The sequence below is a fragment of the Mycobacterium gordonae genome, assembly GCF_001417955.2.
In the GTDB taxonomy this organism is placed as follows: domain Bacteria; phylum Actinomycetota; class Actinomycetes; order Mycobacteriales; family Mycobacteriaceae; genus Mycobacterium; species Mycobacterium gordonae_B.
Genome location: NZ_LKTM01000341.1, coordinates 23291 through 41586 on the forward strand (window position 1 = coordinate 23291; position 18296 = coordinate 41586).

Genomic DNA, 18296 nt, shown 5'->3' on the forward strand with positions numbered 1-18296 from the left:
CTACCGGCACAGAGAATAGGTCGGACAGACATCGGGAAAAGTTCCCTATATATAGGAAGCTCTTTTGCGACTCATAGAATCGCGGCGGCGGAGCTACGGCTTGGCGGCGCTCACCAGCGTGTTACGGGCGAACATCGGCGCCGCCTCGGAGTCGGCATCGGGTATCGGCCGACCGACCTCCCGCAGGTAGTCGTTGAGCGGCGTGCCGATAGCGGTCCAGCCGTGGTCGCCGAACCATTCGGCGGCCGGGGCGCAGCGTTCGTTGTAGACCAATTGGAAGAACGGGCGCTCCTCGGCGGCAGCGCGTTCTTCTTCGACCTTGGCCTGGAACTCGTCGGCGGGCATCGGGGCACCGTCCTCGACGGCGACGTGGCTGCCAAGGCTGGCCAGCGCGTCGATGCCGGTGAACAGCTGCTCCTGCGCGGCGGCCGGCAGGTAGATCAGCAGCCCCTCGGCGATCCAGGCGGAGAACTGGGTGGGATCGAAGCCATTGTCCTGCAGAGCTGCCGACCAGTCGTCGCGGAGGTCTACGGCGATCTCGCGGCGCTGGGCACGCGGTTGCACGCCGTGCTCGGCCAGCACCTCCCTCTTGAAGTCGAGAACTTGCGGCTGATCGAGCTCGTAAACGGTGGTTCCGTCCGGCCACGGCAGCCGGTAGGCCCGCGAATCCAGCCCGGCGGCCAGGATCACCACCTGCCGCGCCCCCGCAGCCGCGGCGCGCTGGAAATACGCGTCGAAGTACTTGGTGCGGGCGGCCTGGAAGTTGACGAAGTGCCGTCCGAAGTCGTCGCTGAGCAGCTCGTGGTCTGGGGCGTTGCCGTCCAGCACATCGACCCAGGATCCGCCGACGGCCCGGCAGAACAGTTCCGCATAGGGGTCGACGACCAGCGGCTCGGGCTTCTTGGCCTCCAAGGCCCGCGCGGTGGCGACGAACAGCGCCGTCGATCCGACACTCGTTGTGATGTCCCAGCTGTCGCGTTCGCTTCGCACCCAACCGACCCTACGCGGCCCCCGGCGATCGCAAGCGCGGCGCAGCCGGGCGCCGCGGGTCGCCGCTATCAGGCCCGGCGATCGCAAGCGCGGCGCAGCCGGGCGCCGCGGGTCGCCGCCAACGGGACTCGCCGATCGCAAGCGCGGCGCAGCCGGGCGCTGGGGGCACCTCCCGCTTGCGGGGGACGGGTCGCCGCCGTCAGGACCCGGCTGTGTCCCAGGTGCTGGGCAGCATCGGCGCCTTCGGCCCGCCGCCGAACTCGTCGTCGGCCAGCGTGGTCAATCCCGCCGCATCGCCAACGGATTCTTTACGCACGGTGCCGGCGAAACCGAATCTCCCGGCACCGGCTTCCGACGCCGCCGATCCCGGGGGCGCTGCCCAGTCCGGGTCGACGCCTACGTTCATATCGGCGAACTCATCGCCATGGTCGCGGATCGCCGTGCGCCGGCGGCGGCGCGCGCGGGCCTGTTCACGTGCCTCCGCAGCAGCCGCCGCCGCGGCAAGGTCGGGCTCCGAAGCCTTCCTGCTGGCAGCGGCACTCGCGCTCATCCCGGAACCGAACCCGATACCCGGCCCACCGCCGATCAGATAGGGAAATCCGAAGCCACCGGCAGGCCCACCGGCCGGCGGCGCCGTCCCGACGCTGGTCACCGTGCTCGTCGCGGTCACCGTCGTCGGCGCCGGCGCGGCGGGGGCCGCCGAGGCCACCACGCTGGGAGCCGGTCCGGCGACTGCGAGGGCAGGTGCCGCGGCAGCGACCGGTGGCACGACCGCCGCGACCGTCGCCGGCGGTATGCCGCCGAGTCCGGCCAGCCCGGCCAGGCCACTCACCGCGCCGAGGTTCGCGACGGCGCCGCCCACCGCGAAGGACAGCAACTGCGGGGATTGCAACAGCGGCACGAGCTGGGCCAGGTGGGTGGGCCAGTCGAATTCGGCGAGTTGGACAACGTACTCGATGGCGCCTGCGGGATTGGTGAACAGCTGCTGGACGAAAGTCTCGAACTGCTGGCCGAACTCCAGGGAACGCGCAACCCACCAGATGGGCTGGGTGGCGTCGCTGATGTCGTGCATGTGGATGCCGTTCAGGGTGCCCTCAAGGGGATCCCAGTCGATCTGCCCGCCGGTCACCGCGCGCAACACGTCGGCGATCAGGTAGTCCAGCGGGGTCGGGTCCCCGTGGTCGTGGTCCTCGTGGCCGTCTTCCCCGTGGTCGTGATCGTCCCCGTGGTCGTGGTCCCCGTCTTCGTCGTGATCGTGATCGTCGTCCCCGTGGTCGTCCTCGGCCGCCACGATCTCGGGCGCGGGCGCAGTTGCCGGAACCGACGTCGCGGCGGCGCTCGACACCGCGTCGTAAGTAGCCATGGTGGTGGCCGCCTGGATCCACATCCGCGCGTAGTCGGCTTCGTTGAGGGCGATCGGGATGGTGTTGATCCCGAAGAAGTTGGTTGCGACGAGCACACCATGTATCGCGTGGTTGGCCGCCAACTCGACCAGCGTCGGCATGGCCGCCAGGGCTGTGGTGTAGGCGGCGGCCGCGGTCTCGTGTTGGACGGCGGCGTCCGCACTGATGGTGCCTGCCTGCGTCAGCCACGCCAGATACGGCTGGTGTGCGGCGACATACTGCGCCGCGGTCGGCCCCTCCCAGGCCCCACCCTGAACGGCGGCCAACAACGCCAGCAATTCGTCGGCGACCTCGGTGTATTCGACGCTGAGCGCCGACCACGCCGCGGCTCCCGCCAACCACGCGCCAGGGCCGGGCCCGCTACTCAGCAGCGTCGAGTGCACCTCTGGTGGCGCTGCCATCCACAACGTGGCCATGCCGAACACCCCTCTGCCGCCGAGCCCTGGCTTTGGAGGTTACTGATTTTGACAATCGTTTTCAATACGGCGTCCGGGCGACTCCGCTCAGACCAGCGGCTTACCGCTCTTGATCCGTCGATCGAGGTCCCACAGCATCAGGTTGAACGGGAACTGCCGAACCACCTTGGGCATCAGGCCGTTCACCGCACCGATCACCGACATCAGCCCGTCGAACTGCCGCTGCTTGGCGTCGTCCCACGGCAGCCGCATCTCGTCGCGAAACCGTTGCGGCAGGAAGCCGGTGGTGATCAGCAGCGCGACACCTTCCAGGGGAGCACGCACCCACTCCGGCAGCGGCACGCCCTTGATCCGGGCAACGGCGATCGGATACAGGAATTCCCGGACGGTTTCGTCGATGTGCACCTTCTCCAAGGACTCCTGCCAGTACTTGTCGAAAGCCGCTCGATCCGCCGGCCACATCTCCGGCGGCACCTGCAGGGTGGTGCCGATCGACATGCCTTCCCGGTAAAGGCGGTCGGCCTCTTCGTCGTCCAGCTCACCGACGAATAGGCGATAAATGTCGATACCGCCCTTGAAGATGCACGCGGCCACCCACAACTGCAGTTCCGGGTCGAACGCGTTGTAGGACACCGGGCTCTCGGGCGTGGAGTAGACCTGCGCGTGCGCACGGTTCACGGCGCGGCGAAAGGCCGCCTTCTGGGTGTCGGTGCCGGCGTTGGCGACCGCGATGTAGGTGAACGTGGTGCGGGCCCGCTTGATGGGATGGCGATCGATGCGCCCGCTCTCCACGCGGCTCTCGGCCACGCCGTGGCCGACGCCGGGGAGCGACAACTCCATGATCACGTTGGCCGGGCCGGCCAGCAGCGCCAAACCCATCAGGCTGTAGTCCTTGGCGATCCGCTGACGGCTCCTGCCCGACGGCCGCGGCGGGTCGGAGATCGGCCGCTCGACGTGAGGAACGCGGCGGCGCGCGGTCTGTTCAATCGTCATCGTCGACTCCCGGCAATTGCGCCATAATTTTGAAAACACACGTTTCCTGATATTGTCTGTTGCCGCCCCCCGATGTCAAGATGGGTGCCATGACGTCCCAGAGCGCGCGGCCGTATCGCGGCATCGAGGCAGCCGAGCGGTCGGCCGCGCGCCGCAGCCAGTTATTGCAGGCAGGACTGGACCTGCTCGGCTCTCCCGATGACCCGGAGTTGACGGTCCGCAGCGTCTGCCAGCGCGCCGGCCTGTCGGCCCGCTATTTCTACGAGAGCTTCGGCGACAAAGACGAGTTGGTCGAGCACGTCTACGACTGGGTGATCGCCAAACTCGCCACCAACATGCAGGCCGCCGCGGCTTCGGGACCGACCTATGACCAGGCCCGCGCCGGGATGGGGGTCGTGGTGGACACGGTCGCGGAAGACCCCCGAATCGGCCGTTTAGTGTTCAGCACCAAACTGGCAAACGCCGTCGTGATGCGCAAACGGGCCGAGTCCAGCGCCCTGTTTGCCTTCATTTCCGGCCAGCACGTGATGAACGTGCTGGGGGCACCGGCGAATCAGCACGTGACGGCAGCGGCGCACTTCGCCGTCGGCGGCGTCGGGCAGGCCCTCAGCGCATGGCTGGAGGGCGACGTGAAAATGACCCCCGATGAACTCGCCGACCATCTGGCCTCGCTGCTCGTCGAACTCACCGAGCCCAGCCTCTACCGGCCGGCTAAGGCATCAGCGGAACCTGCCACACCCGCATATCGGGATGCAGCCACAGACGCAACCACGTCAGGCGCATGATCCGCAGGGCCCCGGAGATCAGCAGGAACGCCATTGGCGCCTGAATCAGCATGGCGGTGACCACCGACACGGCGGCGTCCTCCGGTTTGGCGGTCATCAGGTCGAACCAGCCGTCGCAGATCAGCAGCACGCCGGTGGTGAACCCGGTGAGCACGATCAACTGCCGGCGCAAGAACCCCAGCACCGCAGTGGCCGCCATGAACCCGAGCAACAGGATGTCGAAGCCGATCCAGGTGGCGGGCCAGTTGTGGGCCACGTACTTCTGCGGCAGCGTGACCGACAGGTAGCCGATCCACGGGATCATCACGATCAGGCCGCCGACGATCAGACCGAGTCGGATGCGCCGCATCCGGGCCAGGACCTCAGGATCTTCCAGTTCGCTCAGCGGCTTTTCCAGCCGGGTGATCAACTCCCGCCGCTGCTCGGGGCTCAGCGCTTCGATCTGTTCGTCAGTGAGAATGCCCTCGGTCACCCTCAAAGTATCGGCGGCTAACGGGCCGCCGCCACCGGCGGGCGGCGATCGGCGGCGGTCCGGGGCACCGCCGGTGTGTCCGCTTCAGTGAATTCCCTTACCCAGCAGGCGAATTCCAACATAATGCCATCCGGGTCCTGGAAATAGAACGAGCGCACGTACACCCCTGGGTGCACCGTGGCGGACACCTGCATCGGACTCTCGTCGTGGTTGAGCACCGGGCCGACCCGCACGCCCTTGTCCTTCAGCCGCTGCCGGTAGGCGTCGAACTTCTCGGCCGGCACGTGGAAGGCCAGGTGATTCATGGTGCTCACCGCGCTGGTGATGTCGCCGAGGCCCGGTAGCGCACCGGGCGACGAGATTCCCGGCACCCGGTCCGCCGCTTCGGCGAACCAGAAGAACGCGACGCAGTCGCCGTTGCCGGCGTCGAAGAAGAAGTGCTGCCCCGCGCCACCAGGCAGGTCGAGGGACTTGATCAGCGGCATGCCGAGGACGTTGCTGTAGAAGTCCACGGTGCGCTCCATATCCGAGCACACCAGCGCGACGTGGTTGATTCCGCCGAGTTCGAACTCGCTGTTGGTGTTGTGCGGCTTGATCATCTTCGCGACTCCTACCTAAGATCGAAACCTGAATCTAACATCAGATTCAGGTTGGTTTCCAGGGGAAGGTGCGCGTGACGAGCACGGCAGTACCGACCGGGCGCCCCACCCACCGCGGCCGGCGCACCCAGGCCGCGATCGACGCCGCTGCCCGAAAGGTGATCGCGCGCAAGGGAATACTTGCGACGACCATCGCCGACATCGCGGCGGAGGCGGGCCGCTCGGCCGCGTCGTTTTACAACTACTACGACTCCAAAGAGGCGATGGTGCGCCAATGGGCGCTGCGTTTCCGCGACGAGGCCGGCGAGCGCGCGGCAGCGGTGACCGAGCACGGCCTGTCCGAACGCGAGCGTGCCCATCAGGCCGCCGCCGCACACTGGCAGACCTACCGGCATCGCCTCGCGGAGATGATCAGCGTCTCGCAACTGGCAATGGTCAACCCCGACTTTGCCGATCATTGGGCCGAGATGTGCTCTATTCCAATATCTTTCATCGCCGAGTCGGTCAGACGCGCCCAGCGGCAGGGTTACTGCCCCGACGACGATCCCCAGTTGCTGGCTGAGGCGATAGTCGCCATGTTCAACCAGTTCTGCTATATCCAGCTCACCCGGGACCCCGATGGCCCGGACGACCAGGCCTGCATCCGGACGCTGGCCAACATCTACTACCGGGCCATCTACAGCGAGGAGCGTCGCTCTTGACCGAGATCATCCGTGAATTCATCGGATTGCCGTCGCCGACCGCGGGACGCGCGGGGGCCGGTGGGCACCCGTGCCAGGGTCTCTATCACCACGCGGCCGGGCAGCGGCCCAAGACGGCGATGATCGCCACGCACTACCAGATCGATTTCTCCGAGCACTACATCGCCGAGTATCTGGCCGCCCGAGGCATCGGGTTCCTGGGCTGGAACACCCGCTTTCGGGGCTTCGAAAGCAGCTTTCTGCTCGATCACGCGCTGGTCGACATCGGGGTGGGCGTGCGTTGGTTGCGTGAGCAGGCGGGCGTCGAAACGGTTGTGCTGCTGGGTAATTCCGGTGGCGGCTCGTTGATGTCGGCCTATCAGTCCCAGGCCGTGGATCCGAACGTGACGCCGCTGGAGGGCATGCGTCCGGCCACCGGCGTCACCGACCTGCCCGCTGCCGACGGATACGTCGCCACCGCCGCCCACCCCGGGCGGCCCGACGTGCTCACCGCCTGGATGGACGGTGCCGTCGTCGACGAGAACGACCCCGTGGCAACCGATCCCGAACTGGACCTGTTCAACGAGAAGAACGGCCCGCCGTATTCACCGGAGTTCGTACAGCGCTACCGGGCGGCACAGCAGGCGCGTAACCACGCCATCACCGATTGGGCCGAAGCCGAACTCAAACGCGTTCGCGCCGCGGGCTTCTTCGATCGCCCATTCACCGTGATGCGCACCTGGGCCGACCCCCGCATGGTCGACCCGACCCTCGAACCCACCAAGCGGCAACCCAATTCGTGTTACGCAGGCCCGCCGGTGAAGGCCAACCGGTCCGCACTCGGGATCGCCGCCGCCTGCACGCTGCGCAGCTGGCTGGGCATGTGGAGCCTGCGGGCGGCCCAGACGAGGGCCGAGCCGCACCTGCGCCGCATCACCTGCCCCGCGCTGGTGATCAACGCCGAAGCCGACACCGGAGTCTTCCCGTCGGATGCTCTGCGCATCTACGACGCACTGGCCGGCTCCGACAAATCACAGGCCGCGATCGACACCGATCACTACTTCACCACCCCCGGCGCCCGCGACGCGCAGGCCGACACCATCGCGGCGTGGATCGGGCAACGGTGGGGCTAGCTGTCGCTGACCAACCCACTGGTTGTTAGCTTGGAAAGCGAACCCGCGAATCGATGGGAAGGCGACCAATGCCGATCGCGATCACCCCTGAACATCAAGACCTGGCCGATTCAGTGCGGTCCCTGGTGGCGCGGGTAGCGCCGTCGGAAGTTCTGCATGCCGCGCTGGAGACACCGGTGGACAATCCACCGCCGTACTGGCAGGCCGCCGCCGAGCAGGGCCTGCAGGGCGTGCATCTCGCCGAATCCGTCGGCGGGCAGGGTTTCGGCCTGCTCGAGCTGGCCATCGTGCTGGCCGAATTCGGTCACGGCGCGGTGCCCGGGCCGTTTGTGCCGTCGGCGATCGCGAGCGCGCTGATCGCGGCGCACGACCCGGACGCCAAGGTACTGGCCGAGCTGGCGTCCGGGGCGGCGATCGGCGCCTATGCGCTTGATTCGGGACTGACGGCCACCCGACAGGGTGACGTGCTCGTGATCCGCGGCGAAGTGCGCGCGGTCCCCGCCGCCGCGCAGGCCTCCGTCCTGGTGCTGCCGGTTGCCATCGACAGCGGGGAGGAGTGGGTGGTGCTGCGCGCCGAGCAGCTGGAGATAACGCCGGTGCGATGCATCGATCCGCTGCGGCCCATCGCCGACGTCTGCGCCAACGCGATCGAAGTGGGCGACGACGTGGTACTGGCCAACTTGAGCATGACGAAGGCGCACGCGCTGATGACGACGTTGCTGTCGGCCGAGGCGGTGGGGGTGGCGCGCTGGGCGACCGAAACCGCATCGGCCTACGCCAAGATCCGCGAACAGTTCGGCCGGCCGATCGGACAGTTCCAGGCCATCAAGCACAAGTGCGCCGAGATGATGGCCGACACCGAGCGGGCCACCGCCGCGGTGTGGGACGCGGCCCGCGCGTTGGACGAGGACAGCGAGCACCTGGGGTTCGCCGCTGCCGTGGCCGCGACGCTGGCACCGGCCGCTGCCCAGCGGTGCACGCAGGACTGCATTCAGGTGCACGGCGGCATCGGCTTCACCTGGGAGCACGACACCAACGTCTACTACCGCCGGGCCCTGTTGCTGGCGGCCTGTTTCGGCCGCGCCTCGGAATACCCGCAACGGGTGGTCGACACCGCCACCACCACCGGGATGCGCGCGGTCGACATCGATCTGGATCCCGCCACCGAGAAGCTGCGCGCCGAGATCCGCGCCGAGGTGGCGGCGTTCAAGGACATGGATCGCGCCGAGCGCACCGTCGCGATCGCCGAGGCCGGGTGGGTGCTGCCGTATCTGCCCAAGCCGTGGGGCCGGGCGTCGAGTCCCGTCGAGCAGGTGATCATCTCCCAGGAATTCACCGCCGGGCGGGTCAAGCGCCCGCAGGTCGGCATCGCCGCCTGGATCATCCCGTCCATCGTCGCGTTCGGCACCGAGGAGCAGCAACAGCGTTTCCTGCCTCCGACGTTCCGGGGCGAAATGATCTGGTGCCAACTGTTTTCCGAGCCCGGAGCCGGATCCGACTTGGCCGGCCTGTCCACCAAGGCGACCAAGGTGGACGGCGGCTGGCGCATCACCGGGCAGAAGATCTGGACCACGGCCGCGCAGTTCTCGCAGTGGGGTGCACTGCTGGCCAGAACGGATCCCAACGCTCCTAAACACAACGGCATCACCTACTTCCTGCTCGACATGAAGAGCGAGGGCGTGACGGTCAAGCCGCTGCGCGAACTCACCGGGCAGGAGTTCTTCAACACCGTCTACATCGACGACGTGTTCGTGCCGGACGAATATGTGCTGGGCGAGGTGAACCGGGGGTGGGAGGTCAGCCGCAATACCCTTACCGCCGAACGGGTTTCGATCGGCGGTAGCGACCTGAACTTCCTGGCGAGCCTGCCGCAGTTCGTCGAGTTTGTCCGGGACGGCCATTTCGACCAGGTCGCCCGGCACCGCGCCGGCCAGTTGATCGCCGAGGGCCACGCCGCCAAGGTGCTCAACCTGCGTTCCACGCTGTTGACCCTGGCCGGCGGCGACGCGATGCCGTCGGCGGCCATCTCCAAGCTGCTGTCGATGCGCACCGGGCAGGGCTACGCCGAGTTCGCGGTGTCGTCCTTCGGAACGGACGCCGTGATCGGCGACCCCGACACCCCGCAGGGCAAGTGGGGCGACTATCTACTGTCCAGCCGGGCCACCACCATCTACGGCGGCACCTCGGAGGTGCAACTCAACATCATCGCCGAGCGGCTGCTGGGACTGCCCCGCGACCCGTAAGCCAAGGCCTCCTCGAGCGTGAACCTGTGGCGGTATTTCCGCGATTTTCCCGCCGTAGGTTCACGCTCGACGCGAAAGGTTCACTCGACCTTCTCGTCGGCTTTTTCGTCGGCCTTGTCGTCGGCCTTCTTTTCGCCCTTGTCGCCCTTCTTCTCGGCGTCTTTGGCGAGGTCCTTGGCCTTGTCCGCGGCCTTGTCCTTGTCGTCGACATCCAACTCGCGCAGTTCGCGCTTGAGGATCTTGCCGGTCGGGTTGCGCGGCAACTCGTCGAGGAAGATGACCTCGCGCGGCACCTTGTAGCGGGCCAGCTCTTCCTTCACGTGCTTCTTCAGGGTGTCCTCGTCGACGTCGGAGCCGTCCTTCTTGACCACGAAGGCACGCAGCCGGTGACCCCAGTCCTTGTCCTCGACGCCGATCGCGGTGGCCTCCACCACTTCGGGATGCCCGCTGAGGCAGTCCTCGACCTCGGCCGGGAACACGTTCTCGCCCCCGGAGACGATCATCTCGTCATCGCGTCCGGAGACGTAGAGCAGACCGTCCTCGTCGAAATAGCCGACGTCACCCGAGGACATCAGACCGTCGATGATCTGCTTGTGACCGCCGCCGGTGTAACCCTCGAAGGGGAAGGCGTTTCCGACGAAGATCCGGCCCACCTCGCCCTGCGGCTTCTCCTTGCCGTTGTCGTCGAGTATCTTGACCTTGACGCCCTTGACCACGGGTCCGACCGTCGCGGCGTTCTTCTCCAGGTCCTTGGGTCCGGCGATGGTCGCGAACGCGATCTCGGTGGAGCCGTACATGTTGTAGATGACCGGTCCGAAGTCCTTGAGCGCCCGCGTCGCCAGCTCGGCGCCCAGCTGCGACCCGGACACGAAGATGATCTTCAAGTGCGACAGGTCGGGCTTCTTGTCCATCTTCTCGATGGCGTCCAGGAGACGCGACAGCATCACCGGCACCACCACCATGGCGGTCGCCTTGTGCTTCTCGAGGTCTTCGAGCACCAGCGGCGGCTTGAACTTGCGGCGCAGCACCAGCGTCGAGCCCAGGAACATCGCGATGGTGGCGTGCAGGTAGCCCAGCGCGTGGAACATCGGCGCCGGCAGCGAGGTGATCTCGTTGGCCTTGAACGGCACGTGCGACAAGATGCCGCCGACCGGCGCCAGCGTAGGCGGAGTGCTGCGGTTGGCGCCCTTCGGCGTGCCGGTGGTTCCGCTGGTCAGAATGATGATCGACGCGTGCTTGCTGGCCTTGGGCGCCGGTTCTTTGCTGCTGCGCTTGATCAGGTCGGCCAGCGTCTCGTCCTTGCTGCCCGAATCCTCGTCACTGTCCGGGTTGGTGCCCAGCGCCCGCAGCTTGCCCAGCTCCGGCTCGGCCTTGCTGACCACCTTGGTGTACTCGTCGTCATAGATGATCACCTTGGCGCCCTCGCGCTCGGAGACCTCTTTGACCTGCGGACCGGAGAATTCGCTGTTCAGCAGGATGATGCGGGCACCGGCCCGGGCGGCGCCGTAGTTGGCGATGACGAACCACCGGGTGTTGCGGGCCAGGATGGCCACCCCGTCGCCACCCTTGACGCCCATCTCGATCAGGCCGTTGGCGACGGCGTGGGCGGCCTCGTCGAGCTCCTGGTAGGTGAGCTCGCCTTCCTCGTCGATGACTGCCCGGGCATCGGGATGGCGCCGCGCGTTCAGCGACGGCAGCATGCCGAATTCGCCCCACTTGGCGATATCGGCCGCCATCGCCGCGGTTTTGAGGGGCGACTCGATCTTGAATGCGCCCGCTTCAAAGATCTTGCGCACATAGTGCAGTTCGGCAGCGCCGCGTTCGACGTACTGCTGAATCTTGGCAGGGATCTGCCCGGGCAGGTCGCTGAGATTAGGCATGTTCCTCACCATATGTGACGGAGGTCGCAAAGCGATCGGTAGGTTTCCCCCGAATTACCATCGAGTTCTATGACCAAACCCGTGTCGCTGGACGTGACCGGCCGCGAGGTCACCATCACGCATCCGGACAAGGTTGTTTTCCCTGATCAGGGCATCACCAAGCTCGACCTGGTGCGTTACTACCTCAGCGTCGCCGACGGCGCGCTGCGCGGGGTGGCGGAACGGCCGATGATCCTCAAACGCTTCGTCAAGGGCATCACCGAGGAGGCGGTGTTCCAGAAGCGCGCGCCGGCCAACCGGCCGGACTTTGTGGACGTCGCCACGCTGCGCTACGCGTCGGGCACCTACGCCGACGAGGCCGTCATCCACGATGCCGCCGGACTGGTCTGGGTGATCAACACGGGTTGCGTCGACCTGAACCCACATCCGGTGCGCGCCAACGATCTCGAGCACCCCGACGAGCTGCGGGTCGACCTGGACCCGATGCCCGGTGTGGACTGGCGGCGCATCGTCGACGTTGCCCTGGTGGCCCGGGAGGTTCTCGAGGACTACGGCCTGACCCCCTGGCCCAAGACGTCGGGGTCACGCGGGTTCCATGTCTATGCCCGGATCGCCCCGCACTGGCCGTTCGCCAAAGTGCGCCTCGCCGCGCAGACCGTCGCACGCGAGGTCGAACGGCGCGCACCCGACCTGGCGACCAGCCGGTGGTGGAAGGAGGAACGCGAGGGCGTCTTCGTCGACTTCAACCAGAATGCGAAGGACCGCACCGTCGCGTCGGCCTACTCGGTGCGCGCCACCCCCGACGCCCGGGTTTCCACACCGCTGCGCTGGGATGAGGTACCCGGGTGCCGGCCCGAGGAGTTCACCATCACCACGGTGCCTGACCGGTTCGCCGAGCTGGGCGACCCGTGGGCCGGGATGGACGACGTGAGCGGCAGCCTCGATCAATTGCTGGGACTGGCCGACGAACTGGGTCCCCCGGAGAAGGCGCCGCGCGGCGCCAAGAAGTCCGCCGATGGCCGGCGGCAATCGGTGATGCCGTTGATCGAGGTGGCCCGCACCAAGACCAAAGACGAGGCGATGTCCGCACTGGACGCCTGGCGGGAGCGGCATCCCGCGGCGGCCGCACTGCTGCAGCCGGTCGACGTGCTGGTCGACGGCATGCGCGGGCCCAGTTCGATCTGGTACCGGATCCGGATCAACCTGCAGCACGTACCCGCCGACCAGCGTCCGCCCCAGGAAGACCTGATCGCCGATTACTCCCCTTGGGTGGGCTACACACCAAAGCCGAGCCCTGGAAAGAAGCCACGTAACTGACGGTTCGGTAAGACACGCGATACTCTCTCGCTGTGCACCAGGGATGGAGTCGGCGGGGGTTTCTGCAGGCCGCCGGGGTGACGGGGGTCGCCGGGCTGATTGCTGCGTGCTCCGACCCCAAGCCGGCGTCCGGATCGGCCGGCGGCGGTTCGGTGACGGTCACGCACCTGTTCGGCCAGACCGTCGTGAAACAGCCGCCGAAGCGGGTGGTGAGCGCCGGCTACACCGAACAGGACGACCTGCTGGCCGTGGGCGTGGTGCCGATCGCGGTGACCAACTGGTTCGGCGACCAGCCGTTCGGGGTATGGCCCTGGGCGCAGCCGAAACTTGCTGCGGCACAACCGGTTCTGCTGAACCTGGACAACGGGATACAGGTGGATCAGATCGCCGGCCTCAAGCCGGACCTGATCGTGGCGACCAACGCCGGCCTGGACTCCGACACGTACCAGAAGCTCTCCGCGATTGCCCCGACCATCGCCCAGTCCGACGGCGACGCGTTCTTCGAGCCATGGAAGGACCAGGCCGCCGCGATCGGCCAGGCGGTGTTCCAGGCCGATCAGATGAAGACCCTGGTCAACGCCGTCGACGGCAGGTTCACCGATGTAGGGCAGAAGAATCCGTCCTGGAAGGGTCGCAAGGCGCTGCTGATGCAGGGCCGCATCTGGCAGGGCACGATCGTGGCAACCGTGGCCGGCTGGCGCACCGATTTTCTGAACCAGATGGGGCTGGTGGTCGCCGACAGCATCAAGCCCTACGCCGCCGACCACCGGGCGGTGATCCCCCGCGATCACATCAAAGACGTGCTGGACGCCGCCGACGTGGTGATCTGGTCGACGGAGAGCCCTGAGGAGGAGCAGGCGCTGCTGGCCGACCCCGAGGTGGCAGCGGCGCAGGCGACCGCGCAGAAGCGCCATATCTTCACGGGGAAAGACCTGGCCGGAGCAATCGCATTCGCATCGCCGCTGAGCTATCCCCTGGTCGCCGATCAGCTGCCTCCGCAGCTTGCCAAGATCCTGGGCTGATGACGCTCTGAGCGTTTGCTAAGGCACCTCTGGCAGTGCTCGAATTCGCTCGCAAGGCGTTGGTGGCCAGAGCTACCGTCGAAAGATGAGTGTGACGGAGATCACCGAGTTCTCGGGGGGCCTCGACTTGGCAACCACCGTGGTCGACTACGGCGACCAAGCACTGATCCTGCAGTGTGACAGCACCGCCGAGGTTTTGGCGTGGACGCAGACGCTACGGGCGGCGCGCTTACCCGGCGTCGTGGACATCGTCCCGGCCTCGGTCACGGTCCTGGTGAAACTCGAGGGACCGCGTTTCCAGGGCGTCACCAGGCAGCGCATCAGAAGGTTGCGGGTGGTCGCCGACGCGGCGCACCCCAGCCCCGGCGATCCGGCTGACGACATCGTGATCGACGTCGTCTACGACGGCCCTGATCTGGCCCACGTCGCCGGTCACACCGGCCTGAGTCCCGCGCAGGTCATCAACGCACACACCGCCACCCGGTGGCGGGTGGGGTTCGGTGGCTTCGCCCCGGGCTTCGCCTACCTGATCGGCGGCGACGAGCGGCTTCGCGTGCCGCGTCGATCCGAGCCCCGAACCTCGGTGCCGGCCGGCGCGGTGGCCCTGGCCGGCGAATTCAGCGCGGTCTATCCGCGGCAGTCACCGGGCGGCTGGCAGATCATCGGCCACACCGACGCGGTGTTGTGGGACATCGATCGACCCGAACCCGCGCTGCTCACGCAGGGCCGGTGGGTCCGGTTCCGGGCCGGTTAGGGAGCCGGTCATGACCCCCACTCTGGAAATCCTGCGCACCGGGCCGCTGGCGATCGTTCAGGACCTCGGCCGCTCCGGACTCGCCCACCTGGGCGTCGGCCCGTCCGGCGCCGCCGACCGCCGCTCGCACACGCTGGCCAACCGACTGGTCGCCAACCCCGACGACCGGGCCACCGTCGAGGTGACGTTCGGCGGTCTGACCGCCCGGGTTCGTGGCGGCGACCTGGACATCGCGGTGACGGGCGCCGACACCGATCCCACCGTCAACGGAGTCATGTTCGGCACCAACAGCATTCACCATGTCCGTGACGGACAGGTGATATCGCTGGGCACCCCGCGGGCCGGGCTGCGGACGTATCTGGCGGTGCGCGGCGGCATCTGCGTGACGCCGGTGCTCGGCTCGCGCAGCTACGACGTGATGTCGGCGATCGGCCCCTTGCCGTTACAGGCCGGCGACGTGCTGCCGATCGGCGACCACACCGACGACTACCCCGAACTGGACCAGGCCCCGGTGGCCGCCATCACCACGGACGCCGTCGAGCTGCTGGCGATACCCGGGCCGCGCGACGACTGGTTCGTCGACCCCGACATCCTGGTCCGCACCGACTGGGTGGCCTCCGACCGCAGCGACCGGGTGGGCATGCGCCTGGTCGGGCGTCCGCTGCAGCACCGCGAGCCGGACCGGCAGCTACCCAGCGAGGGCGCGACGCGCGGCGCCATTCAGGTGCCCCCCAACGGCCTGCCGGTGATTCTGGGGCCCGATCACCCGGTCACCGGCGGATATCCGGTGATCGGTGTGGTGGTCGACGAGGACATCGACAAGGCCGCCCAGGTGCGGCCCGGACAGCACGTGCGGCTGCACTGGGCACGGCCACGGCGAGCGGGATAGGCCGGGCCTGGTAGAACAAGCACCGTGCACACCGCACGGTTGGTCCACACCGCCGATCTGGACACTCACACGCGCCAGAGCATCTATCAGATGGTCACCACAGCGTTCGCCGATGACTTCACCGACACCGACTGGGAACACACCCTGGGCGGGATGCACGCACTGGTCTGGCACCACGGCGCGATCATCGCGCACGCCGCGGTGGTGCAGCGGCGACTGATCTACCATGACCGGGCGCTGCGTTGTGGGTACGTGGAAGGTGTTGCGGTACGCGAGGATTGGCGCGGGCAGGGGTTGGTTCGCGCGCTCCTGGACGGGGCCGAGCAGGTGATGCGTGGCGCCTACCAACTCGGTGCGCTCAGCTCGACGGTGGACGCCCGCGGGTTGTATGCGGCCCGGGGCTGGCTGCCCTGGCTCGGCCCGACGTCGGTGCTGGCTCCCACCGGCCCGGCCCGCACTCCCGATGACGACGGTTCGATATTCGTCCTGCCGGTGAGCGTGACCCTGGACACCTCCGCGGAGTTGATGTGCGACTGGCGCGACGGAGACGTCTGGTAAGCCTCACACCACGGTGGTCGGCGGGGTGATCGGAAGTTCACACACCCGGGTCGGTGACGGAAGCGATCGGGCAACAATGGATTTCTAGCGTGATCGGCAAGTTCGATGACGTTAGGAGTCTTCATGCTGGCCCGCCGTTCGCACGTTATCTCCGACTGGGATCCCGAAGATGTGGTCGCGTGGGAGGCGGGCAACAAGGACATCGCCCGGCGCAACCTGATCTGGTCGGTGGCCGCCGAACACGTCGGATTCTCCGTCTGGTCGATCTGGTCGGTGATGGTGCTGTTCATGCCGGCGTCGGTGTACGGGTTCTCCGCCGGAGACAAATTCCTGCTGGGCGCCACGGCGACGCTGGTGGGCGGCTGCCTGCGGTTCCCCTACACCTTCGCGACCGCGAAGTTCGGCGGCCGCAACTGGACCGTCTTCTCGGCGGTGGTGCTGCTTGTCCCGACCGTCGGAACCATTGTGCTGCTGGCCAATCCGGGCCTGCCGCGGTGGCCGTATCTGGTGTGCGCCGCGCTCGCCGGACTCGGCGGCGGCAACTTCGCCTCCTCCATGACGAACATCAACGCGTTCTATCCGCAACGGCTCAAAGGCTGGGCGCTGGCACTCAACGCCGGTGGCGGCAACCTCGGAGTGCCGATGATCCAGCTGGTCGGCCTGCTGGTGATCGCCACCGCCGGCGACCGCAGGCCGTACTGGGTCTGCGCGGTGTACCTGGTGCTGCTGGCAGTGGCCGGTATCGGCGCGGCGTTGTACATGGACAACCTCAAGCAGTACCGCATCGAGATGCACACCATGCGCAAGGTGCTGTCCGAGCCGCACACCTGGGTGATCTCAACGCTTTACATCGGCACCTTCGGCTCGTTCATCGGATTCTCGTTCGCGTTCGGCCAGGTGTTGCAGATCAACTTCATCGCGGGCGGGCAGAGCACGGGGCAAGCCGCCCTGCATGCTGCCCAGATCGCCTTTCTGGGACCGCTGCTGGGTTCGCTGTCGCGGGTGTACGGGGGCCGGCTGGCCGACCGGATCGGCGGTGGGCGGGTCACCCTGGGCGTGTTCTGCGCGATGATCCTCGCGGCCGGAATACTGGTCAGCGTAAGTACTTTCGGCGATCACCGCACCGGCCCCGCACCGGCCTCCACGATGATCGGTTACGTGGTGGGCTTTGTGGCGTTGTTCATCCTGTCCGGGATCGGCAACGGCTCTGTGTACAAGATGATCCCGTCGATCTTCGAAGCCCGCAGCCATTCACTGCCGGTGAGTGAGGCCGAACGACGGCAGTGGTCGCGTTCGATGTCCGGCGCACTGATCGGGTTCGCCGGGGCCGTCGGCGCGCTGGGCGGCGTCGGCGTCAATCTCGCTCTGCGACAGTCTTATTCGAGCTACGGTACCGCGACGTCGGCGTTCTGGGTCTTTGTCGGGTTCTACATCGCCGCCTCGGTACTGACGTGGGCGATCTACGTGCGCAGGCCGCTTGGCGCAACCGCGGCCGGCCGCACCGGCCTGGCATACGTGTAGATCACGCGCGCTTGACTGTCGGGCCGGGGTAGCCGGCAGTGCCCGGGGTCCCGTCGAAGTCCGGGCTGCTCAGTCCGTCGGCTCCGGCCAGGCCGTCGTAGCCAGTAGACCCCAGGCCGAGCCCGGCCGCGCCGCCGGTGCCGGCGTCACCCCGGGAGCCACCGGCTCCCCCCGCTCCGCCGTCACCGAAGCCGCCGCCCGCGCCGTCCCACCCGATCAGTCCGCCGCGTCCGCCGGTCCCGCCGGTACCCGCGTTGCCCCCGTTGCCTCCGTCACCGCCGCGGCCGGCGTCACCGCCGGCGCCGCCGAAGCCGCCGAACGCGGTTCCGGAGGGGGCGCCGGCGTTGCCGCCGGCGGCACCGTTGCCACCGTGGCCACCCAGACCGCCGCTGCCCCCGGCACCACCGGCCCCGCCGAAGCCACCTGCTCCGCCGTTACCGGCCAGCATCCCGCCGGCCCCGGCGTTTCCGCCCGCGCCACCGGCGCCACCCTGGCCTCCGTGGCCGCCCTCGCCGCCGCCGCCGCCCCGTCCGCCGTTGCCGCCGAACGAGTTTCCGCCTGAGCTGTAGGCGGCGTTGGTGGACGACGAATCGATGTAGTAGTGCCCGCCGCCGGAACCACCACTGCCGCCGGCGGAACCG

General features: G+C 67.7%; 15 protein-coding genes and 2 pseudogenes. 10 read left to right on the forward strand and 7 right to left on the reverse strand.

The window, feature by feature from the left end; translation table 11 throughout:
• Positions 1-93: 93 nt before the first annotated feature.
• From AO501_RS24635 to AO501_RS24645, 3 genes are all read right to left on the reverse strand, one after another.
• A complete protein-coding gene (locus tag AO501_RS24635) occupies positions 94-990 on the reverse strand; it encodes a class I SAM-dependent methyltransferase (protein ID WP_055580208.1) in 897 nt (298 codons plus the stop codon).
• 199 nt (positions 991-1189) lie between these two features.
• Positions 1190-2809: a PPE family protein gene (locus AO501_RS24640; protein ID WP_055580221.1), complete on the reverse strand. Its 1620-nt coding sequence runs from the start codon at positions 2807-2809 to the stop codon at positions 1190-1192.
• Between the two features lie 87 nt (positions 2810-2896).
• Positions 2897-3802, reverse strand: coding sequence for an oxygenase MpaB family protein (locus AO501_RS24645; RefSeq protein WP_055580209.1), 906 nt, complete (start codon positions 3800-3802; stop codon positions 2897-2899).
• A gap of 80 nt (positions 3803-3882) precedes the next feature.
• Here AO501_RS24645 and AO501_RS24650 point away from each other — a divergent pair, with 80 nt between their 5' ends.
• A complete protein-coding gene (locus tag AO501_RS24650; RefSeq protein ID WP_055580210.1) occupies positions 3883-4587 on the forward strand; it encodes a TetR/AcrR family transcriptional regulator in 705 nt (234 codons plus the stop codon).
• Here the strand turns inward: AO501_RS24650 and AO501_RS24655 are convergent.
• Together AO501_RS24655 and AO501_RS24660 are read right to left on the reverse strand one after the other, a co-directional pair.
• Positions 4514-5059, reverse strand: coding sequence for a hypothetical protein (locus tag AO501_RS24655; RefSeq protein ID WP_055580211.1), 546 nt, complete (start codon positions 5057-5059; stop codon positions 4514-4516). The two genes, AO501_RS24650 and AO501_RS24655, sit on opposite strands and share 74 nt — an antisense overlap.
• 17 nt (positions 5060-5076) lie before the next feature.
• Complete coding sequence (locus AO501_RS24660; protein WP_055580212.1) at positions 5077-5658, reverse strand: VOC family protein; 582 nt, start codon at positions 5656-5658, stop codon at positions 5077-5079.
• A 74-nt stretch (positions 5659-5732) separates the two neighbouring features.
• On the opposite strand from AO501_RS24660, the gene AO501_RS24665 reads away from it, so the two are divergent.
• The 3 genes from AO501_RS24665 to AO501_RS24675 all read left to right on the forward strand — a co-directional run bounded on the left by AO501_RS24665 (position 5733) and on the right by AO501_RS24675 (position 9714).
• Entirely contained in the window at positions 5733-6359 is a 627-nt protein-coding gene (locus AO501_RS24665; RefSeq protein ID WP_156452763.1) for a TetR/AcrR family transcriptional regulator, read from the forward strand.
• Complete coding sequence (locus tag AO501_RS24670) at positions 6356-7471, forward strand: alpha/beta hydrolase (RefSeq protein WP_197419942.1); 1116 nt, start codon at positions 6356-6358, stop codon at positions 7469-7471. Before AO501_RS24665 ends, AO501_RS24670 begins: the two co-directional genes overlap by 4 nt.
• A 68-nt stretch (positions 7472-7539) precedes the next feature.
• Positions 7540-9714, forward strand: coding sequence for an acyl-CoA dehydrogenase (locus AO501_RS24675; protein ID WP_055580214.1), 2175 nt, complete (start codon positions 7540-7542; stop codon positions 9712-9714).
• 212 nt (positions 9715-9926) lie between these two features.
• Here the strand turns inward: AO501_RS24675 and fadD2 are convergent.
• A pseudogene (gene fadD2, locus AO501_RS24680) lies at positions 9927-11594 on the reverse strand (long-chain-fatty-acid--CoA ligase FadD2); the annotation flags it as partial.
• Between the two features lie 69 nt (positions 11595-11663).
• Here fadD2 and ligD point away from each other — a divergent pair.
• The 6 genes from ligD to AO501_RS24710 all read left to right on the forward strand — a co-directional run bounded on the left by ligD (position 11664) and on the right by AO501_RS24710 (position 17655).
• A complete protein-coding gene (ligD, locus tag AO501_RS24685) occupies positions 11664-12911 on the forward strand; it encodes a non-homologous end-joining DNA ligase (RefSeq protein ID WP_055580215.1) in 1248 nt (415 codons plus the stop codon).
• A 32-nt stretch (positions 12912-12943) separates the two neighbouring features.
• On the forward strand, positions 12944-13933 hold the full coding sequence (locus tag AO501_RS24690) for an ABC transporter substrate-binding protein (RefSeq protein WP_055580216.1): 990 nt from the start codon (positions 12944-12946) through the stop codon (positions 13931-13933).
• An 85-nt stretch (positions 13934-14018) separates the two neighbouring features.
• Positions 14019-14687 (forward strand): 5-oxoprolinase subunit B family protein, encoded by a 669-nt coding sequence (locus AO501_RS24695; protein ID WP_055580217.1) that lies wholly within the window; start codon positions 14019-14021, stop codon positions 14685-14687.
• A gap of 10 nt (positions 14688-14697) precedes the next feature.
• Positions 14698-15576, forward strand: a complete 879-nt coding sequence (locus tag AO501_RS24700; RefSeq protein ID WP_055580218.1) for a 5-oxoprolinase/urea amidolyase family protein — start codon at positions 14698-14700, stop codon at positions 15574-15576.
• A gap of 24 nt (positions 15577-15600) precedes the next feature.
• Positions 15601-16134, forward strand: coding sequence for a GNAT family N-acetyltransferase (locus AO501_RS24705; RefSeq protein ID WP_055580219.1), 534 nt, complete (start codon positions 15601-15603; stop codon positions 16132-16134).
• A gap of 123 nt (positions 16135-16257) precedes the next feature.
• Positions 16258-17655 (forward strand): nitrate/nitrite transporter, encoded by a 1398-nt coding sequence (locus tag AO501_RS24710; RefSeq protein ID WP_055580220.1) that lies wholly within the window; start codon positions 16258-16260, stop codon positions 17653-17655.
• Position 17656: 1 nt separating this feature from the next.
• On the opposite strand, the pseudogene AO501_RS38430 reads toward AO501_RS24710, so the two are convergent.
• Positions 17657-18296 (reverse strand): annotated as a pseudogene (locus AO501_RS38430) (PE family protein); the annotation flags it as partial.